This window comes from Stenotrophomonas sp. G4 (assembly GCF_003428825.1).
GTDB classification, from domain to species: domain Bacteria; phylum Pseudomonadota; class Gammaproteobacteria; order Xanthomonadales; family Xanthomonadaceae; genus Stenotrophomonas; species Stenotrophomonas indicatrix.
Map to the genome: position 1 here is coordinate 3139381 of NZ_CP031741.1, position 25560 is coordinate 3164940.

Sequence of the window (25560 nt, forward strand, 5' to 3'; positions counted from 1 at the left end):
GGCTTGCTATAGTTCGCCCGCCCTCAATCCATCACGGATTCGTTCTACATGCCCAACTTCCGTCCGCTTGCCATCGCCCTGGGCATCAGCCTGGCGACCCTGGTTCCGACCCACGATGCGTTCGCCGCCAAGAAGAAGGCCGCACGCGCCCCGGCCGTCAGTGCGCAGTGCAGCGATTTCTACGACGCCACCAACGCAGGCTGGCTGAAGGCCAACCCGGTGCCGCAGGCCGGCGCCGCCACCGCACTGGGCCAGCTGGTCGACCGCAGCCGGCAGCAACAGCGTGAACTGCTGGACGCCTCGATGAAGGCGCCGCAGGGCAACGTGCAGAAGCTGCTGGGCGACTTCTGGGCCAGCGGCCTGGACGAAGCGGCCGTGGAAGCCGACGGCTCCAACCCGATCGCACCGCTGCTGACCCGTATCAACGCGATCAAGAAGGCCAAGGATGTCCCGGCCTCGATCGCCGCGCTGCACCAGGTTGGCATCCCGGTGGCCTTCAACTTCGGTCCGGACGTGGACCTGAAGGCGCTGGACCGCCACATCGGTTACTTCATGCAGGGCGGCATGGGCCTGCCTGATCCGGCCTTCTATACCCGCACCGATGCCGACACCGTCGCGTTGATGGGCCGCTACCGCAACTACGTCAAGCAGATCCTCGCGCTGACCGGCACCCCGGCGGCCAAGCTGGACGCCGAGTCGCAGGCGGTGATCGCGCTGGAAACCGAACTGGCGCGCAACGCGCAGTCGCTGGCGGGCATCAACAACCCGTTCAACAACTACGCGCCGATCTCCACCAAGGACCTCAACAGCCGCTACCGCAACCTGCAGCTGGACGCGTTCCTGAAGGCGCAGGGCGTCAACGATGACCTGGTGTCGCTGGCCGACCCGGCGCTGTTCAAGCAGCTCGACGGCATGGTCACCAAGCTCAAGCCGGACCAGTGGAAGGCCTACCTGCGCTGGCGCGTGGGCGACTCGATGGCGCCGTACCTGTCCAAGGCGTACCGCGACGCGGAGTTCGAGTTCCGTGGCCGCGTGCTGCGTGGCGAGACCCTGCCGCCGCAGCGCTGGGAAAGCGTGCTGGACGCGATCAACGTGGCCGCTGGCCCGATGGTTGGCCGCGAATACGCAGCCCGTTACCTGTCCGCCGAAGACCGCCGCCAAGCGGCCTGGATCGTCGACAAGGTGCGTGAAGTGCAGATCGAAGCGGTCAAGAACAACAGCTGGATGAGCGCCGAGGCCAAGACCGAAGCACAGGCCAAGCTGGCCGCGCTGAAGATCGAGATCGGCACCCCGCTGCGCGACCTGGACTACAGCGTGCAGCCGATGGGCCGTGGCTCGTTCGGCGGCAACATGCTGATCGCGTCCACCTGGCGCCACCGCGAGGAAATGAAGCGCATCGGCAAGGGCAACGCCGACCGCCGCTGGGACGTGCTGCCGCAGCAGCCGTCGCTGGCCTATGACCTGGCGCAGAACCGGCTGATCGTCACTGCGGCGATCCTGCAGGGCCCGGTGTTCAACGCCAAGGCCGACGCCGCGGACAAGTTCGGCAGCTTCGGCGGCCTGGTCGGCCACGAGCTGACCCGCGCGATCGACGCCAAGGGTGCGCTGGTCGATGCCAAGGGCGAACTGCGCAGCTGGTGGACCCCGGCCGACAAGACCGCCTGGACGCTGCTCGGCACCCGTGTCGCCACCCAGTACGGCGCCTACGAGTTCCCCGGCGTGAAGGGAGCCAAGGTCAACGGCACGCTGACCCAGGAAGAGAACCTGGCCGACATCGCCGGTCTGGAACTGGCCTGGGCTGCGTATACCGCGCAGGAGCCGAAGGCCAAGCCGGCACAGCAGCAGGGCTTCTTCCGCGCCTGGGCTGCGCTGTGGCCGCAGCAGCTGTCGCCGAACGAGGCCGCGCGCCGCCTGACCGCCGACATCCGCGCACCGGGCCGCTGGCGCACCAACGGCCCGCTGTCGAACCTGCCGGCGTTCGGCGCCAGCTTCAGCTGCAAGCCGGGCCAGCCGATGCAGCGCACCGACGGCGAGCAGATCAAGGTCTGGCGCTGAGGTTGATGCAACAGCGGTAACGGAAAGGGCGCCTTCGGGCGCCCTTTCCGTTGGGTGCGCATCGGAGAATGGCCCTGACGGATCAGGGCCAAGCCAACCCATGCAGAGAGAGCCGCTATACGCGCAGGTCAGAAATCGTACGAGGCGGTCAGGCGAACCGTACGTGGCGGCGTGAAGTGGGTTCCCATGCCGTAGAGGTTGGAAACCGTATCCGGACTTGTCTGGTACGTCGCCGTCGACTGCAGCTGACGGCGCTGGTTGAGTACGTTGAAGACGTTCAACCCCAAGCCAAGGCGATTGTCCGCAAACGCTGGCCGGTACAGCACCCCCATGTCCAGCTGCGCCGTCCACGGCTGCCGGCCGGCATCACCGGGCCGTGACGGCTCACCGTTGCAATAGTGGTACGCCGATCCATAGCCATGCGCCGGATCGCTCTGGTCGCTTCCGTAGTAACCCAGGCAGCTCTTGGGCATACCCGACATCACACGAACCGTCGACGAGGCCGTCCATTCGTCATTGATCTGGTAGGCGCCGAACGCCTTCAACTGGTGCCGCCGATCATTGGCGAGGTAGCCACCGGCGTACTCCATCAGCGACACCGCATCCCAGTCCTGGGTCTTGGAAACATCATCCTGACCGATATCGGACTTCACCTGTCCTTCGGTGTTCCCGAAGCTACGTGACCAGGTGTAGTCCAGGCGCGCGTACCAGCGCTCGGACATCGGGTGTTCGATGAACAGATCGACCGCCACGTACTCGCGCTTGGCCTTCTTGCCGTCGTAGCCCCAATCGGACGCGCTCATGGTGACGGGCGTATAGCCGGACCCATCGCGATGGCGTACCTGGAACGTATTGGTCTGCCCCGGGTTGAAGATCACGCAGCCCGGGAGCTCGTACGCGTCGGCATCCAGCCCCATGCCAGCGAGCCGGTCGGCGAAGCGATCGGAATCACAGGTATCGTCAATGGCCGACTGCAGCCGCCGGAAGGTCAGTTTTGCGCCACTGTTCCAGCGACTGCCCAGGGTTTTCTCGAAACCAAGGATCAGCTCATCCTGGTACTGGGAACGCAGGTCTGTGGGCGCCACCGAACGGGGATCCGGAGCCTGGCCGTACTCGTTGTTTGTTGATACTGGACCATTGCCCAAAGGCGTCAGGCCCGTGGGGTTGCCGTCGGCATCAATGCCGGTATACGTAAAATACTCACGGGTGTAGGTCGACGCGGACGCACCACGGATGGCCACACTGTTGGGCAATGCCAGGTAGTAGCGGCCCAGGTTGGCGAAGACCTTCAACGACGCGTCACCGAACACATCCCAACTGGCGCCCAACCGTGGCGCCCACTGGTCGCCGCTTTCCACATACGCGCGTCCATCGCTGTTGTAGTTGGTGAAACGATCATTCCGCAGGCCCAGCGTCAGCAACCACTCGGGCGTCAGCTGCCAGCGGTCTTCCAGATAGTAGGCCTTCTGCTTCACCGACATGCTGGTGGTGGTGGAGAAGATGTATTTCTGCACAAAATAGCCATTGCCGCCCGGCGGTGCGATTCCGAAGCCGGGGTTGGGCGACGCAGCCGGATTGCCGCGGGAGTAGATCCAGGCATGACCCGGGCCGGTCATGGACTGCCCTTCGTTGTGCGCCCGATAGGTCATATTGTCGACGCCAGCGGTCAGCTCGTGGTTGCCGATGCGGTACTGCAGGTCCATGCGCAGCCCCTGCGTGGTACTCCCCGCATCAGAAGCCTTGGTGTACAGGCCAGCCTGGTCATTGCGAACCGGGGCTCCGCCAGTGAGGGACGGATCCTGGTTCCCGGCACCACTGATGAAGGGGTTGCCCGAATCCAGTGGGTTGAATTCCAGGTTGCCGACGCGGGTGCGCCCCCACACTGCGCTCAAGGTCAGGTCGTCGTTGAGATACCCCGCGTACTTGAAGATATCGACGTCCGTCGTGACCTTGGTCGTATTGGGAAACGTGCCCGTGCGATCCCCCTCGGTCAGGGTGTCGTAGTCGAACCCGGTGTAGTAACCACCGGAACGATCAGTGTCCTGGAAACGGGTGTACTCGAGAATGTTGCTGTCATTGATGTTCCAGTCGATTTTGCCGTAGAACTTCGGTGTATCCACGCGGTAATGGTTGCGTGCCTGCTGCGCAGATGCCTCGCTGGCGGTTGAAGCGCCCTCACGCCGGTTGGATTCAGCGGCCAAGTGAATGAACAGGCGATCCTCAATCAGGGGTCCGCTGACATATCCGCTGTAGGTGGTTGTGGTCGCCTTGTCCCCTCGACGGTAACGGTACAAAGTGCCGGGCTTGGACTCGTTCTCGTAGGCATACCCATCCGGCAGGGCCATGTCGGGGTAGTTGACCGATTCCGGCGACTCGGCAAGCTCCGCCGGTGTCCACGCCACCTGGGCACCGAACCGCCACCTGTTGGTACCGCGCTTTCCCAGTTGGTTGATGACACCGCCTGTGGAACGGCCATAACCCGCGCCGTACCCACCGGTGAAGGTCTCCTGCTGATCGATGGATCCATAGGGCAGGCTGATCCCACCGAGGTTATTCAGCGGGTTGGTGACATTGAAGCCGTTGAGGTAGTAGGCGTTCTCGGTGACGCTGGCGCCACCGAACGACAGCACGGATCGCGAACCGTTGGAGAATTCACCGCTACCGGCGACCACCCCAGGGGCCAGCAAAGCGATGGCCTCGGCACTTCGGCCCAGCGGCAGCACATCCAGTTGTTCGGACGTGATGACGGACTTCGACACGGTGTGGGTCACATCGATTTTCGGCAGATTCGCTGCGGTGACGTTGACCGCGTCCAGCGTGGTGGCCGGCCCATGTGCGGCGAAACTCACTTCGGTACCACTGCCCACGCGCAACTGGATGTTGTCCTGCTGCTCGATGACACGGCCGTCGCGCTGCACGCTGACGCTGTAACGCCCCACCGGCAACGCGCCGAAGCTGTAGCGCCCCTGTGCATTGATGGGCGCCGTTCGCCGCAGACCGCTGTCGCTTTGGGCCACAACAGTAGCGTCTTCAGCACCAGCTACGGTGCCGTACAACGTGCCCGTCGTGCTCTGTGCAGCAACGGCCCCAACGATGGAAAACAACACCGCCGAAAGCGCGCTGCGCTTCAACACACGACGTTTGGATGCAAATGCCATGAAGCTCTCTCCCGTGATGAATCTGACGGGGATTTATAGGCATGTGTGTCCTTCACGAGGCAGTGCTGCAACACCCGATGAATCTGGGGGAAAACGTCAGTGAGCGGGCGTCAGCGACGCCTTTGAATCGGACCAGATACCTGAAAACATAGGAATATCAGTCAACCAGGGGGGCCGTGGCGACAGCATCCGTAGCAGGACAACTGGGGTCACATACGTCACATGAACGCGCTCGATGCGTTGCGTTAAGCGTTCGATGCGACAGCATTGCGTTCTGGTTCCGACACCTATGATGTATCCGGAGATGCACCGATACCCATCACGCCGCCTCCAACGTTCCCCGGTAGTGCACGATCCGCCCCACCACCGGCGCACCGATCTCCACGTCGAACACGAATCGCCCGTCGACTTCATACTCGAAGCTGTTGTCCCCCGGCATCAGCGCGCGCGGCAACGGCAGGCCCAGGATCGACCAGCGTCGCGGCACCAGTTGCAGCCGCCCGTTGTCGACCAGAAGTGCCAACGCTACCGATACCGCACCGAACCGTTCGACCAGCAGCGCTTCGTTGCGCCCCTGCCCCTGCGTCTGCAACGAAGAGAAACGACGGCCGGCAAAGGTCCGCGTCCAGCGCTCCCCCCCCGCCTCTGCGGTGAACTCCACGCTGACCGGCACTGCCTCGCCCGCTGCCGGAAAACCGAACACGTTCCCCAGCAACCGCGACAACAACCCACCACCGCGTTCGACCGATGCCGTCCCGCTCCAGCGCATGGCGGCAGACGGTGCATGCAACGCCTGCACGCTGGCCGGCAGCTGCGCGTACGCGCTGCCCAGCAGGCGCTGGTACAGGCTGGCACCGGGCATGTCGCGGCGGAAACCGGTATGGATCGTGCGTCCGTCGAACAGCCGGTCGTAGTCGGACAGTTCCAGCGCATGCGTGGCCGGGCGTGCACCCGGTGACGGCCGATCACCGGCCAGCTGCTTGCGGATCACCGCTTCGATCGCCATCGACGGAATGTACGGGCCGTCATCGGCCTCGGCCAGCAGGTGCCAGCTCTGTTCCACACGCGCACCATCGCGGGTGCCCACGGCGCGCACGATCATGCCGCCGCGATGCTCGCCGAACTTCATCAGGTTCAACACGGTATAGAACAACCGCGAGCATGGCTCCAGCGATGGCAGTTTCAGGTGCAGGCGCGCCTTGGCCAGCAGATTGAGTACGCGATGCAGGATCTCCGGTACCGGGCCAGCGCCCATCCAGATGTCGGTCATCGTTGGATGTTCGGGTGGCAACACCTGCAGATCCGGCACATCCACCAGCGAGAAATGCAGGTTGCGCAGCGGCAGCCGCCCCGGCACCGCGACGGTGAAGCGGCGACTCTCGGCCAGGCCGATGCCGTGCCCATCGCGACCGTTGCGGCGCAGCTTCACCGGCGCACCGGCATAGCCGACCACCGCCCGCATCACGTTCAGGCCGATGCCGGCATAGGGCGATGGCGCGATGCCGCCTTCCACGCTGACGATGTCCATGTGCGTGGCCATCTCGCGCAGCACTGCCGCGGTCAATACCGGGAAACTGCTGACGCCGGACAGTGCGTAGATGCCAGCCGCCCTGGCCCGCGCGTCGTACTGCGAAACGCCGAATACGAAGTCTGCCGCGTCGGCGAAGTCCAGATAATCAATGCCGGCGGCGATGCAGGCTTCGATCGCGCCGTAGCGGTGTTCGCCGTAGTCCTGGAAAGGACCGGAGGCATCCACCACCAGCTCCGGTCGCTCGGCCTGCAGGGCCGTGGCCAGCCGTTGCCGGTCGACCTGCAGGGGACGCAGCGTCGATTGCCCCACATAGCTTGCGCAGAACGCCTGTGCCGCCGTCAGGTTACGGCCACCGATCAGCAGTTCCAGCATCGGCAGGTCGGTCAGCAAGCGGACCAGACGTCCCCCGAACACCCCATATCCACCCAGAATCAGGATCTTCACGCATCATCCCTGTCGTGTCGTCTGGCCATGGTAGCGCGGTGTCGGCAGCTCCCGCAGTGCAGCACGATCCGGCGTTAACACCGCCCATGCTATCGCTGCGCCTTCGTCCACTGCGGAGCCCCGCCATGGCTCACAAGAACACGATCTGCGTCTGGTATGACAACGGCGCGCTCGAGGCCGCCACGTTCTACGCAAAGACCTTTCCCGACAGCGAAGTAACCGCCGTGCATCACGCGCCCGGCGACTTCCCCGACGGCAAACAGGGGGATGTCCTCACCGTCGAATTCACGGTCTGCGGCATTCCCTGCGTCGGCCTCAATGGCGGCCCGACCTTCAAGCACAGCGAAGCGTTCTCGTTCCAGATTTCCACCGAGGACCAGGCCGAAACCAATCGCCTGTGGAATGCCATCGTCGGCAACGGTGGCCAGGAAAGCCAATGCGGCTGGTGCAAGGATCGCTGGGGCGTGTCCTGGCAGATCAGCCCGCGCATGCTGATCGACGCGGTGACCAGCAAGGACAAGGCCCTGGCCAAGCGCGCCTTCAACGCGATGATGCCGATGAAAAAGATCGACATCGCCACCATCGAAGCGGCGATCCGCAACGCATGACGACGTTGGACACGATCATCGTTGGCGGCGGCCACAACGGGCTGGTGTGCGCGGCGTATCTGGCGCGCGCGGGGCAACGGGTGCTGGTGCTGGAGCGTCGCGGCATCCTTGGCGGTGCAGCTGTCACCGAGGAGTTCCACCCGGGCTTCCGCAACTCGGTGGCCTCGTACACGGTGTCGCTGCTGCAGCCGAAGGTGATCGAGGAGCTGCAGCTGCATGCGCACGGGCTGCGCATCGTCGCGCGGCCAGCCAACAACTTCCTGCCATTGCCTGATGGCCGCTACCTGCTGTCCGCACCTGGCCGCTCCCAGGCCGAGGTGGCGAAGTTCTCCGAACGTGATGCGCAGGCGCTGCCCGCCTATGAAGCGCGCCTGGAAGTATTTGCCGATGTGCTGCGCGACTGGGCGCTGCGTCCGCCGCCCGACCTCGGGGTGATGGCCGGCTGGCGTGCGTTGCCGGCGTTGTGGCAGATGGGCCGGTTGGGACGGGAGCTGGCCGCACTCGACCCTGCACTGCGCCAGGAACTGCTGGACCTGTTCACGCTGTCGGCCGCCGAGTACCTGGATCGCTGGTTCGAAAGCGAGCCGATCAAGGCCCTGTTTGGTTTCGATGGCATTGTCGGCAACTACGCCAGCCCGTACACGCCAGGCAGCGCGTACGTACTGCTGCATCACGTGTTCGGCCAGTGCAACGGGGTCAAGGGCGCGTGGGGCCACGCCATCGGTGGCATGGGCGCGATCAGCCAGGCCATCGCCGCGTCCGCGCGTGCGGCCGGCGCCGAGCTGCGCGTCGATGCCGGCGTGCAGCGCCTGCTGGTTGAGGACGGGCGCGTGGTCGGCGTCGCGCTGTCCGGCGGCGAGAGCCTGCGCGCACGTGCCGTGGTGGCCAACGTCAACCCGAAGCTGCTGTACGAACAACTGCTGCAGCCCGCCCAGGTTCCCGTCACCACCCGTGAGCGCATGGCGAACTGGCGCTGCGGCTCGGGCACATTCCGGATGAACGTGGCGCTGTCGCGGCTGCCGGATTTCCGTGCCCTGCCGGGCCCCGGCGATCACCTCAGTGCCGGCATCATCATGGCGCCCAGCCTGGATTACATGGACCGTGCCTGGCTGGACGCACGTCGCGAGGGCTGGTCGCGCGAGCCGATCGTGGAGATGCTGATTCCGAGCACGCTGGATGATTCGCTGGCGCCACCCGGGCAGCATGTAGCCAGCCTGTTCTGCCAGCACGTGGCGCCGGAGCTGCCCGATGGCCGTCACTGGGATGATCATCGCGATACCGTCGCCGACCTGATGATCGCTACCGTCGATCACTTCGCCCCCGGCTTCGCCGACAGCGTGCTTGGTCGACAGGCACTGTCACCCTTGGATCTGGAGCGGACGTTCGGGCTGATCGGTGGCGACATCTTCCACGGTGCGCTCAGCGCCAACCAGCTGTTCTCGGCGCGGCCGATGGTCGGCCAGGCCGGCTATCGCGGCGCCCTGCCCGGCCTGTACCTGTGCGGTGCGGGTACGCATCCGGGCGGCGGGGTGACCGGCGCGCCCGGGCACAACGCGGCACAGGTGGTGCTGGCCGATGCATGAAATGCGTGCCAACCAAGGTTGGCACCTACCGGCGTCAAAGCATGCCAACCAAGGTTGGCATCTACCGGCATCATGGCGTGCCAACCAAGGTTGGCACCTACCTGCGCCTCACTTCACGCTGCGCAGATGGTTCGGGCGCTTTGGCGGGCCGGGCGGACGACGCTTGTTGAACGGCGGTTGGCCACGCCAGTAGCGGATCAGCAGCCAGCCGAACAGCATGCCGCCCAGGTGCGCGAAATGGGCCACGCCCGGCTGCCAGCCGGTCATGCCCAGCACCAGCTCGCCCACGCCGAACAGGATCACGAACGTACGCGCCTTCATCGGAATCGGCGGGAACAGCAGCATCACCCGCTGGTTGGGGAACAGCATGCCGTAGGCCAGCAGCAGGCCGAACACACCACCGGACGCGCCCAGCACCGTGGCCGGATTGTCGAGCATCGTACCGACCAGCAACTGGCACAGGCCGGCGCCGACCACGCACACCAGGTAGTAGGTCAGGAAGCGCTTCTCACCCCAGGTCTGTTCCAGCGGCGCGCCGAACATGAAGACGGCCAGCATGTTGAAGAACAGATGGAAGAAACTGCCATGCAGGAAGCCGTAGGTCAGCAGCTGCCAGGGCTGGAAATTGCCGCCTGGCGAGAACGCATCGAACCCCTGCTGCAGCGGCTGCAGCATGAACGGCTCGAAGGTCTGCATGCCGAGCAGGAACGGCTGCTGCAGTAGGAACAGGATCGCGTTGGCGATCAACAGGGCCTTGGTGACGGTTGGCAGTCGCGGGAACATGGGGACACCGGCATGGAACGGCCTCCATCATAGCCGCAGCACCGGCCCTTTTTGACCAGAGCGGACGGTCGCCCGTTCAGTCGCAGGCAGCGATCAGCCCGGCCCCCATACGGCCGCATCCAGCGCCGCCGCCGGGTCGGTCGCGGGCATCCGCACCCGGCCGTTTTCGACGATGACACCCTCGGCACGCAGCCGCTGCGATTGTTCGCGCCAGCCGGCCGAACCTTCAGCCATGGCGATGCGCCCATCCGAGCGCAGCACCCGGTGCCAGGGCAGCGAGGGATCGTCATTCTGGCCGAGGATGCGTGCGGTCAGCCGGGCGCGTCCGGGCAGGCCGGCGCGCATCGCGACTTGGCCGTAGCCCATCACCTGCCCTGGCGGGATCGCATGGATCACCGCCAGGATGCGGGCACGCGCCTGCTCCGGCGTCAGCGGCGCAGCCGCGTCACCAGCAGCACGCCGATCAGGACCAGCACGGTGCCGGCGATCTGCGCCGGCCCCATCGGTTCGTCGAGCAGCCATAGGCTCATCACGATGGTGGAAACCGGGCCCAGCATACCCACCTGCGCAGCCAGCGACGAGCCGACGCGCTGCACCGCCAGCATGATCGCCAGCACCGGCAGCACGGTGCAGACCGTCGCATTGATCAGCGACAGCCACTGCACGGCAGCGGGGGCCTGCCACAGCAACGGCAGTGGATGGGTGATGGTGAAATGCAGCAGCACCAGTACGCTGGCCACGCAGCTGGCGTAGGCGGTCAGGCGCACCGCGCCGATACGGGCGACCACCTGGCCGCTACCGAACAGATAGAGCGCATAGCTGAGCGCACTGCCCAGCACCAGCAGGCTGCCGAGGATGATCTGCCCACCCTCGCGCTGCAGGTCATGGCCGAACGCGATCAGCACGCCGAGATAGCTGAGCACCAGCGCGCCGACCTGCCATCGACCCGGCCGCTGCCGCGCCAACAGCACGTTGATCAGCAGCACCAGGGTCGGGTTCAAGTACAGGATCAACCGTTCCAGCGTCACGCTGATGTACTGCAGGCCCTGGAAATCCAGCAGGCTGGACAGGTAGTAGCCGGTGAAGCCAAGCCACAGCACGCGTGCGCGGTCGGCCCACGACAGCGGCGTCGCGCGGCGCGAGGCCCACACCGCCATCAGCGCGAACAGCGGCAGCGCCATCAGCATGCGCAGCGCCAGCAGCGTGGTCGCGTCCACGCCATGGCGCAGCCCCAGCTTGACGATGACCGCCTTGCCCGAGGCGGCAATGGCGCCGATCGCAGCCAGGCCGATGCCGCCCAGAGCGATGCGCGGGGACGCGGTGGCGATACGGGGGGAAGAAGTGGACATCAGGAAGAAAACGGGCCGCATGGGCGGCTGGAAGCAGCCGGATTGCCTTCAATTGTCTCATGGCACTTCCGGACGAACGATCCGATGTCCGTTCATGCTCACTGCCACTCCTGATCCACGCATGGCGTGGATCTACGTGTCGACCAAGGTCGACACCCACCAGCAGCAACACATAACGCAGTTCCGGCAGATCGCAGGAACCTGTCGAAGGCGCGGTGGGTCCGGTTGCGGGGGTGTCTGCGGTTGAAGTTGCCGGCCAGCGGCCGGCACTACCGTGAGTGTCGGCTCAGCGCATCAACACCACTTCTTCAGCAGACGTCGGGTGAATCGCCACCGTGTCGTCGAACTGGGCCTTGGTCGCACCCATCTTCACCGCCACCGCGAAACCCTGCAGGATCTCGTCGGCCGCTTCGCCGAGCAGGTGCACCCCCACCACGCGCTCCTCCGGGCCGGCGCAGACCATCTTGAACAGGCTGCGCTGGGTGCCGTTGGCCAGCGCCTGCAGCATCGGCCGGAACCGGCTGTGGTACACGGTCACCTGCTCGAATCGCGCACGTGCATCTTCCTCGCTCATGCCTACCGCGCCCAGCGGCGGGTGCGAGAACACCACGCTGGCCACGTTGTCGTAATCCATCTTCGCATCCGGGCGACCACCAAACAGACGATCCATCAGGCGTCGCGCTGCAGCCACGGCGACCGGCGTCAGGCCGACCTTGCCTGCGATGTCACCGACCGCATGCACGCTTGGCACCGCCGTGGTCTGCCACTCGTCCACCTCCACCTGCTGGTGTTCGCCGATGCCGATGCCCAGTGCTTCCAGGCCGAGATCCTTGCTGTTGCCGCGCCGGCCGGTAGCGAAGAACACGGCGTCGAACACGCTGTCGATCGGGCCGTCATGGCCGAACGCGCGCACGCGTTCGCCGTCGCGCTTCAACTCACGCAGACGGTAATCGAAGTGGATGCGCACGCCCTGCTGGCGCAGGTTCTCGGCCAGCTGCGCGGTCAGCTCGTAGTCGAAGCGCTCCAGCAGGCGGCTGCCACGTACCAGCAGGCTCACCTTGCTGCCCAGCGCCTGCAGCAGCCCGGCAAGTTCCACCGCGATGTAGCCACCACCGATGATGGCGACCTCGGCCGGTGCTGCACGCAGGTCGAAGAAATCGTCGGATACCAGGCCCAGTTCGGCGCCGGGAATGTCCGGCCGCTGCGGATGGGCGCCGGTGGCGATGAGGATCTGCGCAGCGCTGTAACGCACGCCATCACTGCACGCCACGGTGTGCGCATCCAGCAGATGGCCGCGGGCCGGGATGCGCACCACGCCGGTTTCATCCAGGCGCTTGTGATAGCTGGTGTGGATGTTGCTGATGTAGGCCTGGCGATGGATCACCAGTTCCTTCCATGACAGCGCCGGACGCGGCGCCACGTCGAAGCCCATCGCGCTGGCCAGGCCGATGCGCTCGGCCAGATCGGCGGCCAGCCACATCGCCTTCTTCGGCACGCACCCGACATTCACGCAGGTCCCCCCCAGTTCACCCGGCTCCAGCAGGGCAACCCGCTTGCCATGCTGCGCAGCGCGGATGGCACCGGCCAGGCCAGCGGAACCGCCGCCAAGGACGATCAGATCGTAATCATAAGAGGGAGTATTCATCGCAATCGCTCGAGTCGACAGGGAAGATGGCGGGCGAGCGCCCGCAACGAAGATCGGCAGGCAGCGGGTTGGCGCCGTCACTCATGCTGCTGCGAGCATGCCACGGCCCGCTGCAGGCCAGACGTGAGGGCAGGCCGCGACACGCTTGCTGATGCATGCAGCCGCGCAGGTCGAAACGCGCGTGGCCGGCATCGATCACGCCTGCCCGGCCCCACGGCGCAGTGCTGGCCACTGCCGGTACGTCATCGCACGCCACAGCCATTCCATCGGACCAAAGCGGAAACAGCGCAGCCACAGATGGCTGAAGATCACCTGCGCTGCAAACAGCAGCAGTGCCAACAGCAGCTGCCAGGCCCGCGGCAGCACGTCGAACCATCCCAGCCCGTAGTGATGGAACAGCAGCGTGCAGACCACCGATTGGGCAAGGTAGTGGGTCAACGCCATCCGGCCGACCGGCGCCAGCCAGCCCATGCGCGCGCGCCAATGCACGATCCAGGCGAGGTAGCCCAGGCACATCGGCACACCGCCCACGGCCACCAGTGCCATTGCCGTGGTGGTCGGCAGGTCATAGACACCCGGCACCAGGTAGGGCTTCCACGCCACACCCACCAGGGTGACCAGCAGGCCCAGGGGCAGTGCAACCCAGCGCAGGCCGGCATACAGCCGCGGAAAACGCTCCGGCGTGGTCAGTGCGCCGCTGCCAGCAAACCAGGCGCCCAGCAGGAACATGCCCAGCACTTCCGGTCCGGCAATGAACATGGCCCCCAGCGACCTGCCGAACTCATGCAGGCGCTGCACATTGGCCTGCATCCAGTCGCCCTGGCCATACACCAGGCGTTGCAGGTCGATGTCCTGCTGTGCGTCGACCAGCATCTTCTGCAGGTCCTGCGGGGGGGCCATCGACACCATCGCACCGACCAGCACCATCAGCGCAACACCCAGTGCATACACCAGCAGGCCCATCCACGGCAGCCAGCTGCGCGGTGCTTCGCGGCAGGCCAGCAACGGCAGCGAGGCCAGCGCATACAGCACCAGGATGTCACCCGACCAGACCAGCAGTGCATGGCACAGGCCGATCAGCAGCAGCCCGGCGCTGCGGCGCAGGTAGAACGGAGTGAACGGGCGGCCCGCTGCCTCGGCGCGCTGGGCCATCACCGCAAAGCCCGCTCCGAACAGCAGCGAGAACAGGGTGAAGAATTTTCCCTGCACGAACACATAGACGAACGCATCAGCCCAGTAGTCGATGCCCTGCCAACGCACGTCGATGCCCGTAAAGGCCAGGTCCAGCGGCCCGCTGAGGGCCTCGATGTTCATCAGCAGGATGCCCAGCAGGGCGAAGCCACGCAGTATGTCCAGCACGGCGATGCGTTCGCCGGAAGCCACCGGTTGCAGGGAAGGGGAAGCGGTGTTCACGGGGTATCCGGCGTGCAGGTCCGTCATTATGCCGCCGGCCTGCGGGCCATGGATGGCCCCGCCCTGTTCCAGATACGCAACGGCCCGCCGAAGCGGGCCATTGCTGCCATCACGATCGCGATGCGATCAGTGCTGGTGACCACCGTCGCCGTGGACGTGGCCGTGTTCGATCTCTTCCTTGCCGGCTTCGCGCACTTCAACGATCTCGACGTTGAAATGCAGGTCCTTGCCGGCCATCGGGTGGTTCAGGTCGACATCGACCACGCTCATGCCGACCTTCTGCACGGTCACGGCACGCGGACCGAAGTTGGTCTGCAGCACGACCTGCTGGCCCGGGACCAGCTTGGCGGTACCGAAGTGCTTCTTCGGCACGCGCTGGGACAGGCCGTCACGGCGCTCGCCGTAGGCGTCGGCCGCCTTGACGTCGACCTCGAAGGTCGCGCCGGCTTCCTTGTCCATCATGGCGTTTTCCAGGCCCGGGATGATGTTGCCGTGGCCGATCAGGATCGCCAGCGGCTCGCCGCGGTCCTTGGACGATTCGATCGGCTCCTGGCCGGCCTCGGAGACGGTGTAGTGGAAGCGGACAACGCGGTCTTTTTCGATCTTCATGCGCAACTCTGTCTGGATCTGCCGGAGGCAGGCGGGTTGGGGCGGGTTGTCGCCCAGCGGGGACGCCGCCATCATGACGGCCAATCCAAGGTCGGGCATTATCCGGAGAACATGCACATCACGCCAGTTTCGTCCGGCACGCGCCGGCGCCTCGCGCCCGCCCTGCTGCTGGCCCTGCCCCTGCTGCTGACCGCCTGCGGCGGTGGCAAGGCCGTCCGTTCCGCACCGCCGCCGCCTGCGGCAAGCTGGCCCAGCACCACGCCGGACAACCCCGAGGCCGCCAATTCAGTACTGATGCGCGCCATCAGCCTGGTCGGCACGCCCTACCGCTACGGCGGCAACACGCCAGAATCCGGCTTCGACTGCAGCGGTCTGGTCGCTTACGTCTACCGTGAAATGCTGGACCTGAAGCTGCCGCGGACCTCACGCGACCTGGCGGCGGTTCAGGGCCCGAAGATCGACCCGAAGCGCCTGGCAACCGGCGACCTGGTCTTTTTTGGCAGTCGCGGCAGTGTCAGCCACGTCGGTATCTACGTGGGCGAAGGTCGATTCGTGCACGCCCCGAGCACCGGCGGAACGGTCCGCCTGGATTCCCTCAGTGGCCCCTATTGGAAGGACCACTACACAGGGGCGAAACGCGTCCTTCGCTAAAATGAACAGGCGATATGTTTAAAACTGTGACAATCATCACGGCGCAACTAACGGTTTATTAACGGAATTTTTAACTTATTACTGCTTTTACAGGGCATGATGCCCCATCGTTTTTTTCCTTGTGACCGACGCGTGACGACAAACGACCCGACGTGCCAAGGCCAGACCGCCGCTTCTTCGCGTAGTGTCCGCCCGCTTCTGCTGGGCCTGGCATTGTGTCTGACCAGCCTTCCTGCCTGGTCGCAGTCCGCTCCCACCCGTACCGATGCGACCCCGGCTGCCACCGCCGAGACCGCCCCCGCGCAGCCGCCAAGGCCGACGCCACCGCTCCGCAGCGCAGCCGCGCCGATGCCGCCGCCAGCGCCACCCTGGCCGCCCTGCTGCCGCACCTGGCCGCCAATGACACCATTCCCCTGATGGACCGCTCGGCCATGGTGGCCGGTGACCTCAGCCGCCTCCTCGCCAATTACGACACCAGCAGCGCCGCCAATGGCAGCGTCGTGGTCGGCAACGCTGCCGACAACGGCAAGGTGCAGTCGCTGCTGCGCCGTGCCATGACCCTGCTCGGTACGCCGTATCGTTGGGGTGGCAGCAATCCGGACAGCGGCTTCGACTGCAGCGGCCTGGTCGGTTACGTGTTCCGCTCGGCCCTGGGCATCGAGCTGCCGCGCGTATCGCGCGAAATGGCGCATGACGCCAATGCCGAACTGATCAACGACCGCGCCGCGCTGGCTGCAGGTGATCTGGTGTTCTTCGGCCGCAAGGGCCGGGTCGACCACGTCGGCATCTACGTGGGCGATGGACGCTTCCTGCACGCCCCGAGCACCGGCAAGGACGTCCGCGTCGACACCCTGCTCACCGGCTACTGGGGCAACAAGTTCATGCAGGCCCGCCGGGTCGACCTCTGATCCGGGGTCATCTGCGTATTGCCTGAAAAGCCGCTGCCCTGCAGCGGCTTTTTCATTGGGCGGCTGGCCGTAGCCGGGGGGCTGGCCGCTGGCCGCCGCTGGCTGCGTTGGTCCTTGATGTCGAGGTTGCAGTGACCGCGACAGGCCGACCGCGTTCGGCCACAGCATACCGGCGCGGGGCGGCGCGCCGGGTGCCCGGCTGGACCGCCCGTGTTGCCTGGGGGAAAGGAATGGCGGCAAGCCTGGAGATTCCATCACGTTGCGCAATCTGGTTCGGCCAACCGCAGGCCGCCGAGCGGGGGGCGCTGGCGGCGGCCGGTTGGCAACTGCGCTGCGTCAGCCCTGCCCCTGCCATGGCCATCGGCCTGCGCGGCCGCGACCACCTGGTGGCCATCGTCGATCTGCGTCACCTTGATGCCGACGCCGTGCAGTTGCTGCTGCCGTGGATCGAGCGGCACCATCACCTGCCCTGGCTCGCCGTGCTGCCCCCTGGACTGGGCAGCGCTCCACCTGCGTGGGGGCCGCTGCTGCGCGCCTGCCGCGACCAGTTCGCGCTGCCGCTGGAACTGCACGATCTGCTGTCGGCAATGCAGCGGCAATCCGAGGGCGACGACGCGCTGCCGCACATGGTCAGCGAGTCCGGCAACCTGCCGGCGCTGATCGGCGACAGCACCGCCCTGCTGTCGGTGCGCGCCTCCCTGCATAAATTCGCTCCGGTCGACCTGCCGGTGCTGGTCACCGGCGAGACCGGCACCGGCAAGGAGCTGGCCGCACAGGCGCTGCATGCCTTGTCCGGGCGCGCCGGCAAACCGTTCCTGGCGATCAACTGCGGCGCGATCCCTGCCAATCTGGTGCAGTCCGAACTGTTCGGCCACGAGCGTGGGGCCTTCACCGGTGCCGCCCAACGCCGCATCGGACTGTTTGAAAGTGCCCACGGCGGCACCGTGTTCCTCGATGAAGTCGGCGACCTGCCCGCCGACGCACAGACCAGCCTGCTGCGGGTGCTGCAGGAGGGGACGCTGGAACGGGTCGGCAGCAACCAGCCGCTGCGCGTGGACGTGCGCGTGCTGGCAGCCACCCATGTGGAACTGGAACAGGCGGTGGCCCAGGGACACTTCCGCCGGGACCTGTACTACCGCCTCAATGTCCTGCGCTTGCCGATGCCCGCGCTGCGCGAACGCGGCAGCGATGTCCTGCTGTTGGCCGAGCACTTCCTGCGCGGTTTCCGCCAGCGCCATCCCGGCCGTGCCCGCGGGTTTGATCCCGGCGCACGCCAGGCCATGCGCGGGTTCGACTGGCCCGGAAACGTACGTGAGTTGTTGAACCGCGTGCAGCGGGCAGCGATCGTGGCCGAAGGCGAGCTGATCAGCGCTGCTGACCTGGACCTGGCAGAGCCGGACGCCCCTGCGCGGCGCGCGCTGCTGCAGGATGCGCGTGGCCAGGTGGAGCGCGATGTACTGCTGCAGGCCCTGCGCCAGCATGGCTACAACGTGTCGGCGTGTGCGCGGCACATGCAGATCTCGCGGGTCACGGTATACCGGTTGTGCCGCAAGCATCATCTGGAGCTGCCGGCGCAGCGCTGACAAGGCAGGAACCTGCACTGCCGGGCATGGCCCGACGCCGGCAAAGCGCGGCTGCGCAGCGCCGCGCCATGCCGGGCAGCCGCACTTACAACATGTACGGCACCTTGAATGCCAGGGTGAAGTCCGGCGCATCCGGGGTCAGGCCGATGCCCAGCAGCGTCACCAGCGTGGTGTGCTGGTTCAACGCGTAGGTCACGCCGAGATTGAGCGAGGCCGCATTGGCATCGCTGCCGATCACCTTCACCCATTCACCGCCCTTGAACCGGGTCGAGGCGCGCGTGCTGATCTTGTCGCTGAAGGAAATGCTCAGGCTGGTGCGCTCGTTGAACGCGAATGCCACGCCGGCACCGAAGTACACCGAACCGCCCAGTTTCACATCGCCGGGGTTGACCGTATCCGGGTTGCTGTCGATATCGCTGAAGCCGCGCGGGAACGAATGGATGTAGCCGGCGTTGGCGAACAGGATGGCCGGATCGGCGGTCTTCACCATCGATACGCCCAGGTTGGCCTGCCACACGCCGTTGCCGGTCGGCTGTTCCTGCGGCACTGCGAAGCGGATGTAGTCATCGTCATCGCGCTCGATTACTTTCCAGTCCAGGCCATAGGGTGCGCGGCCCGTTGGTGCGGTAACGCCACCGGTCAGCACCGTCTCCGGGCGCCAGCCGCGTTCAGAGAACAGCCGGTAATTGGCACTCAGGCTGACATCGCCGATACCGCTGCCGTTGGTTTCTTCCTGCGCGATCGCCGCCGCAGCACCGCCGGCACCGCCTTTCTGGTAGACCGTGCGCCGTGCCAGGTACGGCACGTCCATGTTCAAGGTGAGGTTGGGGCTGACGCCCCAGCGTGCGGCCAGGTTGTAGGTCAATGAATCCGATTCGACGTTCTCGATCGCGATGTTGCCAAGGAAGATCGCATCCAGGGCGAGGAACCCGTTGAGCGTCAGCTGCTTGCGGTCGTAGCGCGCATAGGTGAGGCCGTTTTCGATGGTGAACCGGCGCGAGAACAATGCCGCCTGCTGCTGCTTGACGTCATCCACGCTGCGCCGGGCCTCCTGCTTGGCCTGCTGTGCCTCGGCCGCGCTGCTGGCATAGCCTTCGCTGCTGGGCGGAACTGCGGATGCCGCAGCCGGCGCCAACGGCGCAGCGGGCGTCGCACCGGGTCCTGCGCGACCGCTCAGCCGCGCCTGCATCGCCTGCACCTGCATGTCCAGTTCGCGCAGGCGTCGTACCTCCTGTGCGTAATTGGCCTTGAGCTGTTCCAGTTGCGCGATCAATGCCTGCATGTCTGCGCCATCACTGGGTGCAGGCTGCTGGGCGAAGGCAGTGGCCGCCAGCGCCGCCAGCGCCAGCGGAGTAAGCCGGTAGAGAGTGTGCATGTCGGTGACCTGCGTTGTACGTCGGTTCCCCCCGACCAGGCCGTGTTACTGGCCTGGGCCCATGCCGCGGTTCATCCCGATCGCCTGGGCCACGTTCTGGCTCAAGGGCAGGTTGTTGGCCGCGGTATTGCGTACCAGCTCCAGCTGCAGCCGGTTGCTGGCGGTCTGTCCATCGCCGGCCAGGGCAATGCCCTGCCCCACGCTGCCATTGCGGATCCACTGCTGTACCAGGCTCTGCCCATCAACCTGCAGCAGCAGGCGCGCCTGGTTGCCATCGAGCATGGCGGTGGCAGTCGCCCCGCCCTGCTGTGCCTGCGCCATGCGGCTGCCGTCGTCGCCCAGTGCGGTCGGCACCGCACCGTCACGCACGGTCAGGGTGGTCACGTTGCGTGCGGTGTTGCCATCGCCGGCCACCTGCACGCTCTGCACCAGTCCGCTGGCATTGGCCAGGCCGGTACTGTCGATGCTGCGCCCTGCCGTTGCCGGCAACGGTGCGTCAGCGGCGGTAACCTGCACGCTTGGCTGGAAGCTCAGCCTGGGTGTGCCGCCATTGCGGAAATCCATGCCCAGGGTCAGCGCGCCCTGCACCACCGCACCGTTGGGTCCCTGCCACTGCGAAATCATCGTCACCCCGAACCAGGCCACGTTGTTGCCGCCGACGGTGTAGCGGCCGCGCATCAGGTTCAGTTCGGGATCGGGTATTTCCTTCAGGCCTCGCCCCGGTGCACCGTCGGCCGCCATCAACGGCGACACCGGCAACATCAGCAGCAGAGCGAGTACTACACGTTGGCATTGCATGATCGTGCCTCCTTCAGAACAGGTCGGCGTGGCTGAAGCCGAAGTCGACCAGTTCGGCATCGGTGATCGGTCCCTGCCGCGCATACAACGCGCGGGCACTGGGCCGTTCGCTGGGTTGCAGCAGCACCGTATTGCGATCGAAGTCGCTGCCGATCACGACGAAAACGGCGCGTGACGGCCAGGCGGCACTGAACTCGGCCAGTGACAGGCTGCGGTTGCCCAGAATCGGATCGGCCACTTCCACCACGCCGTCGCGCACCTGCTTGAGCACGACGAAATGCCGGAAGCCGCGTACATCCATCAGCACCAGTCCAGGAACCCGCAACGTGCGCAGGCGCGATTCGTCGATGCGATAACCGCGTCCACGCATGCCCAGCGATTCGACATAGCGTTTGATGTCCAGCAGTGAAAAACCACGTTCCTTGACCAGCTGTGGATCCGATACCCCCATCATTCCCTCGATCACCGTCGCCTCGGTGGTGTCCAGGTGGTAGGCATAACGCAGGATGGTGGCCAGAGCGGCCGCCCCGCAGCTGTAGTCGGTGTGCTGCCGCACCAGGTTGCGATAACGCCGCTCCTGCATGCTTTCCACCTTCTGCTGCAGCAGCGCGCCATTGGGCAGCACCCCGCTGAACACCACCTCGCCTGCCCAGCCACATGCGCTGGTCAGCAGCAGCAGGCAGGGCAGCAGACGCAACCACCAGCGATGACCGGCCATGCCGTTCTCCACGAGAAGGAAGGAGCCCCTGCCCCAAGGGGGAGGAGGGACAGGGGCCCCCGGGGGAACCCGGCCATTGGCGGATGGCCGGGCTTGTTGCGCTCAACGCAGGTTCGCTGCGAAAGCGGTCACACCGTGGATCACTCGCCGCCGCCGGTCCCACCGCCGGTGCTCGGCTGCGCCACGGCCAGTGCCAGGCTGTTGGCCTGCAGGTTGCCGGTACCCGAGGCCACGTTCACGCCGATGTTGCCGGACGCGCCGGAGAAGGCGCTGCCGGACAGTGCCGAGGTGTTGGTCGCATTGACGTTCACCCAGCGGGTGGTGCTGACCGTGCCGCTGAGGCTGGCATACAGGTCGGCCACGCCCAGCTCGACGAACTGGCTGGTGCCGCTTTCACGCGTATCGAAGCCCAGGCCACCCACTCCCGGCCGGTTCGGGTTCATCGTTGCATTCTGGATCTCGTTGTCCAGATCGATGTGCCCGGTCGCATTGCCACCCGGATGCGGCAGATCGCCACTCCACGAATCGAGGTAGTAGTTGGCCATCTGGTAGGCATTGCCGGTGCCGCGATAGGTACCGGCACCCACGGCCAGGGTACCGCCTGCGACGCGACCGCTCAGGCCGACCTGCACCGTGTCGGTGTAGGACTGCACGAAGCCGGCGTTGGACACGGTGTTGCCGGTGGACACCTGGTTGGAACTGATGCTCGACTGTGCCATCGCACTGGTTGCCACCGAGGCTGCGAGCGCGTTCTTCTGCTCGTTGTTGTTGCCCGAGGCGATGTTCACGCCGATGTTGCCCGAGGCACCGCCGAAGGCATTGCCACCGAGGCCAGCGGCGTTGGTGACGCCGGAGTTCATGGTGGTGTTGCCGAAGCCGGCCTGGTTGACGAACACCTCGGCGTCGGCCATGCCGAAGCTGAAGGAAGCATCCGCAGCGGACAGCGACGCAGCATTGTCCTGCGCGTTGTTGTCGCCGGCCACCACGTTGAAGCCGAGGTTGCCGGAGGCACCCGCACCGACATCATCGGCGATCGATGCACTGTTGGTGACCAGGCTGTTGCCGGTGAGGTTGTTGCTGATCGACTGGCGGTTGTCGATCACGGCGATGGCTGCCGAATCCAGGTCGATGTCACCGGTGATGGTCGGATCGCCGGAGAAGTTGATGTCCGAGCTCAGCCGCAGATCCTTCTCCAGGTTCACGTCGACGCCGTGATTGTTCTTTTCCTTGCGCTCGTCGGCCTGGATGTTGCTGTTCTTCTGCACCTGCTCGTTGACGTTCACCGTGCGGGTGCGGCTCACGTTCGAGGTGTCGGTGTTGTTGCGTACCGTGGTGTTGGTGCGCGTCCAGTTGCGGACTTCGTTGTCGGTATGGTTGTGCGTGTCGTTGCGGGTTTCGGTCACGACATGGTTGTGGTTGATGTTCGCATTGGCATTCTGGTTGTCCCAGCCATTGGCCGCAGCAGCGGTCGAGGCAGTGGCAATTGCCATGGCGAGTACGGTCTTTTTGACAGTCGCTTTCATGGTGCCCTCTCTCTCATCAGGTGATTGGTTCGGGTGGGTGGTACTCACGGGTTGCCCTGCACGACCAGGCCCAGAACATTGGCCGTATCGTTTCGCGCTCCCGCGATCTGATTGAGTTGCAGGACACCGTCGAAGCCCCGCAGTGCCGTCGACGAAACGCCGACACTGCGGATACCCGCCGCAACACCGTCACCGGTATCGCCCTGCCCCCCTGCTGACGCGATGTCCGAGGCGGCCAACGCCGTGTCATCGGACTCGCGTATTCCTTGCCGGGCCAGCGTCGCGCTGACGACGTTGAGCGTCGTGTTGGCGATGCCGCTGGCCTGGTTGATCGATGCAATGCCGCTGGCGCCTGCCAATGCCTGTCCGGCGATGTGCGCGCTGGCTTCCAGTGGTGCCGAAAGCACGACGTCGTTGCTGTGCTGCTGGCGCGCAGCGATGGCCACGTCGGCGCGGTCGCCGCTGGCCATGCCATGCAGATTGGCCTGGATGTTGAGATCGCCCGCCGCCTGGTTGATGGCGACGGCACCACTGGCACCGGCCAGCGCGCGACCGTCGATGCGGGTCACGTCGAGGTAGGCCAGCATCCCGCTGTAGTCGTCGGCCAGTGCTGTGGCGGGCAATGCCAGCCAGACCGCCAGCAGCATTGCGCGCTTCACTTGCCACCCGCCTGCACCGGAGCGCCCAGCGGGAACTGCGACAGTGCGCCACGCACGGTATCGCCGATGCCGCGCGTGGTATTGCCGACCGCCCCCAGCGGGCCGCTCATCGCACCGCTGAGGCTGCTGCCGCTCATCATCCCCTCGCCCGAGCGTCCAAGGGTTCCGCCCAGGGCCTGCTGCGTCACCCGCTCGACAGTGGTGACGCCGTGCGCGTGCACGCTGCCGGTCTGGCCAGCGCCGAGGCCGGCGTAGTCGTCATCGCTGAGTTCATCCATGCCGCTGGCAGCGCCGCTGCTGCCGAGTGCGGCGGCGATCTCATGCTGCGGTTTCGGATCGGCGATCAACGCCACGCCGGGCGGCGCCATGCGGTAGGCCGGGCGCGTAGACACGTCGCGCAGCAGGACGATCTCACCCGGCTGCGCCTTCACCCCTTGACGGGCACCAGAGGCCGCAGCCGCCAGCGGAACGGCCAGCACCAGCAGCAGCGCAAGCCGCCGGCCAGAAACAGTGAAAAGGGTGGTGCTGCCGTCCATGCCGCTCTCCCGTTGCCTATGCGCAGGGAGAGAGCAGCTTTCGTGCCAACGTCGAAAGGCCCGTCGCAGCAGGAAATGGCGGGCCGCGCCAGGACTGCCTGGCGCCAAGGTGTTACAACTTCGTTCGGATTCCGTTCGCCTTAACGCGCAGGAAACACCACTGCGCAAGCCGCCATCGGGGCTGTATCAGCCGTGTTACAGGTGCTGATACAGCCCGTTGCAGTGCCGCTTCAGGCGCGCGGCGGACTCGGGTCGGGATCATCGATGCCGACATTGGTGGACGGGTTGTCGTACACCGACTGGTCGAGCAGGCCGGTTTCCTTGGCCACCAGCACCGGCACCAGCATCTGTCCGGTCACGTTGGTCATCGTGCGCATCATGTCCAGGATGCGGTCGATCGCATACAGGTAACCGATGGTTTCCAGCGGCAGGTTGGCCGCACTCAGCACCACCGTTGCCATGATCACCGCCGTGCCCGGCACGCCGGCGGTGCCGAAGCTGCCCAGCACCGAAGCGATCAGCACCACCACGTACTGCTCCGGCGTCAGCGGCACACCGCTGTACTGGGCGATGAACACCGCGCACAGCGCCGGATAGATCGCACCGCAGCCGTCCATCTTGATGCTCGCGCCCAGCGGCACCGCGAACGAACCGTAGTCCTTGTTCACGCCCAGGTTGTGGGTGATCGAGCGCAGCGCGACCGGCATCGCCGCGAAGCTGGAGGAACTGACGAAGGCCACCTGCATGCCCGGCGCCGCGCCACGGAAGAACTTCAGCGGGTTCAGGCCATGCGCCAGCAGCAGCGCGCTGTACACCACCACGATGTGCAGCGCGCAGGCCACGTACAGCGCCAGCACGAAGTGGCCCAGCGGCAGCAGCTTCTCGAAGCCGTAGCTGCCGACCAGGCCGGCAATCAGGCCGAAGGTGCCGATCGGGGTGACTTCCAGCACGAAGCGGGTCACCTGGATCATGATGTCGCTCATCTGCCCGACCAGCTTGCGCGCCTCGGTCACCTTCTCGCCCAGCTTGACGATGGCAAAGCCGACCAGGCCAGCGAAGAAGATCACCGGCAGGATCGAACCACGGCCCGCCGCCAGCACGGTCTCGCCGGCGGCGTTGACCTTGGTGCCGATACCCGACAGCGCGTAGAACACGTTGGACGGCACCACATCCAGCAGCACCTGCACCACGCTGGGCACTTCGCGCGGCACATAGTTGCTGGCCATCGACAGCTGCAGGCCACCAGCGCCAGGCTGCAGCACGGTACCCACGCCCAGGCCCACGCATACCGCCAGCGCGGCAGTGATCACGAACCACAGGAAGGTGCGCCCGCTGAGCGCGGCGACCGATTTCTGGCCGTGCAGCGAAGAGATCGCGTTGATGACCGCGAAGAACACCAGTGGCACCGCGATCATCTTGATCAGCGTGACGTACAGTTCGCCGAGCGGGCCGAACCAGGTTTCAGCAGCTGGGCCAAGCGCCCAGCCGGCCAGCGCACCGAGCACGAAGCCACCGACCACGCGCTGCCAGAATGGAATCCGCAGCCAGGCAGAGACCAGCTTCATAGGCAATCCAAGGGGGTAGGAAGGGATGCTGGCACGATAGCCCAAGGCGGCCCGCAGAACGACCGC

At 65.8% G+C, this 25560-nt stretch carries 20 protein-coding genes and 1 pseudogene; 6 read left to right on the top strand and 15 right to left on the bottom strand.

The features are described from left to right. Window positions 1-48 precede the first annotated feature (48 nt). Window positions 49-2055 (top strand): M13 family metallopeptidase, encoded by a 2007-nt coding sequence (locus D0Y85_RS14545; protein ID WP_117310950.1) that lies wholly within the window; start codon window positions 49-51, stop codon window positions 2053-2055. 128 nt (window positions 2056-2183) lie between these two features. Here the strand turns inward: D0Y85_RS14545 and D0Y85_RS14550 are convergent, their stop codons facing one another. Together D0Y85_RS14550 and D0Y85_RS14555 are read right to left on the bottom strand one after the other, a co-directional pair. Next, complete coding sequence (locus tag D0Y85_RS14550) at window positions 2184-5213, bottom strand: TonB-dependent receptor (protein WP_117310951.1); 3030 nt, start codon at window positions 5211-5213, stop codon at window positions 2184-2186. A 319-nt stretch (window positions 5214-5532) separates the two neighbouring features. Beyond that, window positions 5533-7188: an SDR family oxidoreductase gene (locus D0Y85_RS14555; RefSeq protein ID WP_117310952.1), complete on the bottom strand. Its 1656-nt coding sequence runs from the start codon at window positions 7186-7188 to the stop codon at window positions 5533-5535. A gap of 125 nt (window positions 7189-7313) precedes the next feature. Between D0Y85_RS14555 and D0Y85_RS14560 the strand changes: the two genes are divergently transcribed. Together D0Y85_RS14560 and D0Y85_RS14565 are read left to right on the top strand one after the other, a co-directional pair. Further along, window positions 7314-7796 (top strand): VOC family protein, encoded by a 483-nt coding sequence (locus D0Y85_RS14560; protein WP_117310953.1) that lies wholly within the window; start codon window positions 7314-7316, stop codon window positions 7794-7796. After that, window positions 7793-9379, top strand: a complete 1587-nt coding sequence (locus tag D0Y85_RS14565; RefSeq protein WP_117310954.1) for an NAD(P)/FAD-dependent oxidoreductase — start codon at window positions 7793-7795, stop codon at window positions 9377-9379. Before D0Y85_RS14560 ends, D0Y85_RS14565 begins: the two co-directional genes overlap by 4 nt. Before the next feature lie 108 nt (window positions 9380-9487). Here D0Y85_RS14565 and D0Y85_RS14570 read toward each other — a convergent pair whose 3' ends face one another. From D0Y85_RS14570 to D0Y85_RS14595, 6 genes are all read right to left on the bottom strand, one after another. Next, window positions 9488-10162 (bottom strand): rhomboid family intramembrane serine protease, encoded by a 675-nt coding sequence (locus D0Y85_RS14570; protein WP_025876091.1) that lies wholly within the window; start codon window positions 10160-10162, stop codon window positions 9488-9490. 93 nt (window positions 10163-10255) lie between these two features. Further along, window positions 10256-10594 (bottom strand): MGMT family protein, encoded by a 339-nt coding sequence (locus tag D0Y85_RS14575; protein WP_223486363.1) that lies wholly within the window; start codon window positions 10592-10594, stop codon window positions 10256-10258. Beyond that, window positions 10591-11511 (bottom strand): DMT family transporter, encoded by a 921-nt coding sequence (locus D0Y85_RS14580; protein ID WP_117311942.1) that lies wholly within the window; start codon window positions 11509-11511, stop codon window positions 10591-10593. The genes D0Y85_RS14575 and D0Y85_RS14580 overlap by 4 nt, the downstream gene beginning before the upstream one ends. Before the next feature lie 286 nt (window positions 11512-11797). Then, window positions 11798-13156 (bottom strand): glutathione-disulfide reductase, encoded by a 1359-nt coding sequence (gene gorA, locus D0Y85_RS14585; RefSeq protein ID WP_032975041.1) that lies wholly within the window; start codon window positions 13154-13156, stop codon window positions 11798-11800. A 195-nt stretch (window positions 13157-13351) separates the two neighbouring features. Beyond that, window positions 13352-14596 (bottom strand): DUF418 domain-containing protein, encoded by a 1245-nt coding sequence (locus D0Y85_RS14590; protein WP_117310955.1) that lies wholly within the window; start codon window positions 14594-14596, stop codon window positions 13352-13354. A gap of 99 nt (window positions 14597-14695) precedes the next feature. After that, the gene (locus tag D0Y85_RS14595; protein ID WP_049466263.1) at window positions 14696-15178 is read right to left on the bottom strand and encodes a peptidylprolyl isomerase; all 483 of its coding nucleotides are present in this window, start codon (window positions 15176-15178) and stop codon (window positions 14696-14698) included. A gap of 111 nt (window positions 15179-15289) precedes the next feature. Between D0Y85_RS14595 and D0Y85_RS14600 the strand changes: the two genes are divergently transcribed. The 3 genes and pseudogenes from D0Y85_RS14600 to D0Y85_RS14610 all read left to right on the top strand — a co-directional run bounded on the left by D0Y85_RS14600 (window position 15290) and on the right by D0Y85_RS14610 (window position 18320). Further along, complete coding sequence (locus D0Y85_RS14600) at window positions 15290-15829, top strand: C40 family peptidase (protein ID WP_049466242.1); 540 nt, start codon at window positions 15290-15292, stop codon at window positions 15827-15829. Window positions 15830-15961: 132 nt separating this feature from the next. Beyond that, a pseudogene (locus D0Y85_RS14605) lies at window positions 15962-16737 on the top strand (C40 family peptidase). A gap of 230 nt (window positions 16738-16967) precedes the next feature. After that, window positions 16968-18320 carry a sigma 54-interacting transcriptional regulator gene (locus tag D0Y85_RS14610; RefSeq protein ID WP_117310956.1) on the top strand — a complete coding sequence of 451 codons (1353 nt, stop codon included), beginning with the start codon at window positions 16968-16970 and terminating at the stop codon, window positions 18318-18320. 85 nt (window positions 18321-18405) lie between these two features. Here the strand turns inward: D0Y85_RS14610 and D0Y85_RS14615 are convergent, their stop codons facing one another. The 7 genes from D0Y85_RS14615 to D0Y85_RS14645 form a co-directional block, all read right to left on the bottom strand. Continuing rightward, window positions 18406-19695, bottom strand: coding sequence for a transporter (locus D0Y85_RS14615; RefSeq protein ID WP_033831684.1), 1290 nt, complete (start codon window positions 19693-19695; stop codon window positions 18406-18408). A gap of 45 nt (window positions 19696-19740) precedes the next feature. Then, the gene (locus D0Y85_RS14620) at window positions 19741-20493 is read right to left on the bottom strand and encodes a hypothetical protein (protein ID WP_117310957.1); all 753 of its coding nucleotides are present in this window, start codon (window positions 20491-20493) and stop codon (window positions 19741-19743) included. Between the two features lie 13 nt (window positions 20494-20506). Next, window positions 20507-21211 (bottom strand): C39 family peptidase, encoded by a 705-nt coding sequence (locus tag D0Y85_RS14625; protein WP_025876073.1) that lies wholly within the window; start codon window positions 21209-21211, stop codon window positions 20507-20509. A 140-nt stretch (window positions 21212-21351) separates the two neighbouring features. Continuing rightward, window positions 21352-22734 carry a hypothetical protein gene (locus D0Y85_RS14630; protein ID WP_025876071.1) on the bottom strand — a complete coding sequence of 461 codons (1383 nt, stop codon included), beginning with the start codon at window positions 22732-22734 and terminating at the stop codon, window positions 21352-21354. A gap of 44 nt (window positions 22735-22778) precedes the next feature. Further along, window positions 22779-23381 carry a hypothetical protein gene (locus tag D0Y85_RS14635; protein WP_117311943.1) on the bottom strand — a complete coding sequence of 201 codons (603 nt, stop codon included), beginning with the start codon at window positions 23379-23381 and terminating at the stop codon, window positions 22779-22781. Between the two features lie 8 nt (window positions 23382-23389). Further along, window positions 23390-23929, bottom strand: coding sequence for a hypothetical protein (locus D0Y85_RS14640; RefSeq protein ID WP_117310958.1), 540 nt, complete (start codon window positions 23927-23929; stop codon window positions 23390-23392). Window positions 23930-24159: 230 nt separating this feature from the next. Continuing rightward, window positions 24160-25494, bottom strand: a complete 1335-nt coding sequence (locus D0Y85_RS14645; protein ID WP_117310959.1) for a dicarboxylate/amino acid:cation symporter — start codon at window positions 25492-25494, stop codon at window positions 24160-24162. Between the last annotated feature and the right edge of the window lie 66 nt (window positions 25495-25560).

Excerpts from the sequence above, each read along its gene's own strand:
- gorA (WP_032975041.1), bottom strand. The coding sequence starts at position 13,156 with ATGAATACTCCCTCTTATGATTACGATCTGATCGTCCTTGGCGGCGGT.
- D0Y85_RS14545 (WP_117310950.1), top strand. The coding sequence starts at position 49 with ATGCCCAACTTCCGTCCGCTTGCCATCGCCCTGGGCATCAGCCTGGCG.
- D0Y85_RS14595 (WP_049466263.1), bottom strand. The coding sequence starts at position 15,178 with ATGAAGATCGAAAAAGACCGCGTTGTCCGCTTCCACTACACCGTCTCC.
- D0Y85_RS14550 (WP_117310951.1), bottom strand. The coding sequence starts at position 5,213 with ATGGCATTTGCATCCAAACGTCGTGTGTTGAAGCGCAGCGCGCTTTCG.
- D0Y85_RS14615 (WP_033831684.1), bottom strand. The coding sequence starts at position 19,695 with ATGCACACTCTCTACCGGCTTACTCCGCTGGCGCTGGCGGCGCTGGCG.
- D0Y85_RS14620 (WP_117310957.1), bottom strand. The coding sequence starts at position 20,493 with ATGCAATGCCAACGTGTAGTACTCGCTCTGCTGCTGATGTTGCCGGTG.
- D0Y85_RS14630 (WP_025876071.1), bottom strand. The coding sequence starts at position 22,734 with ATGAAAGCGACTGTCAAAAAGACCGTACTCGCCATGGCAATTGCCACT.
- D0Y85_RS14645 (WP_117310959.1), bottom strand. The coding sequence starts at position 25,494 with ATGAAGCTGGTCTCTGCCTGGCTGCGGATTCCATTCTGGCAGCGCGTG.
- D0Y85_RS14590 (WP_117310955.1), bottom strand. The coding sequence starts at position 14,596 with ATGACGGACCTGCACGCCGGATACCCCGTGAACACCGCTTCCCCTTCC.
- D0Y85_RS14600 (WP_049466242.1), top strand. The coding sequence starts at position 15,290 with ATGCACATCACGCCAGTTTCGTCCGGCACGCGCCGGCGCCTCGCGCCC.
- D0Y85_RS14580 (WP_117311942.1), bottom strand. The coding sequence starts at position 11,511 with ATGTCCACTTCTTCCCCCCGTATCGCCACCGCGTCCCCGCGCATCGCT.
- D0Y85_RS14640 (WP_117310958.1), bottom strand. The coding sequence starts at position 23,929 with ATGGACGGCAGCACCACCCTTTTCACTGTTTCTGGCCGGCGGCTTGCG.
- D0Y85_RS14570 (WP_025876091.1), bottom strand. The coding sequence starts at position 10,162 with ATGTTCCCGCGACTGCCAACCGTCACCAAGGCCCTGTTGATCGCCAAC.
- D0Y85_RS14635 (WP_117311943.1), bottom strand. The coding sequence starts at position 23,381 with ATGCTGCTGGCGGTCTGGCTGGCATTGCCCGCCACAGCACTGGCCGAC.
- D0Y85_RS14560 (WP_117310953.1), top strand. The coding sequence starts at position 7,314 with ATGGCTCACAAGAACACGATCTGCGTCTGGTATGACAACGGCGCGCTC.
- D0Y85_RS14625 (WP_025876073.1), bottom strand. The coding sequence starts at position 21,211 with ATGGCCGGTCATCGCTGGTGGTTGCGTCTGCTGCCCTGCCTGCTGCTG.
- D0Y85_RS14610 (WP_117310956.1), top strand. The coding sequence starts at position 16,968 with ATGGCGGCAAGCCTGGAGATTCCATCACGTTGCGCAATCTGGTTCGGC.
- D0Y85_RS14565 (WP_117310954.1), top strand. The coding sequence starts at position 7,793 with ATGACGACGTTGGACACGATCATCGTTGGCGGCGGCCACAACGGGCTG.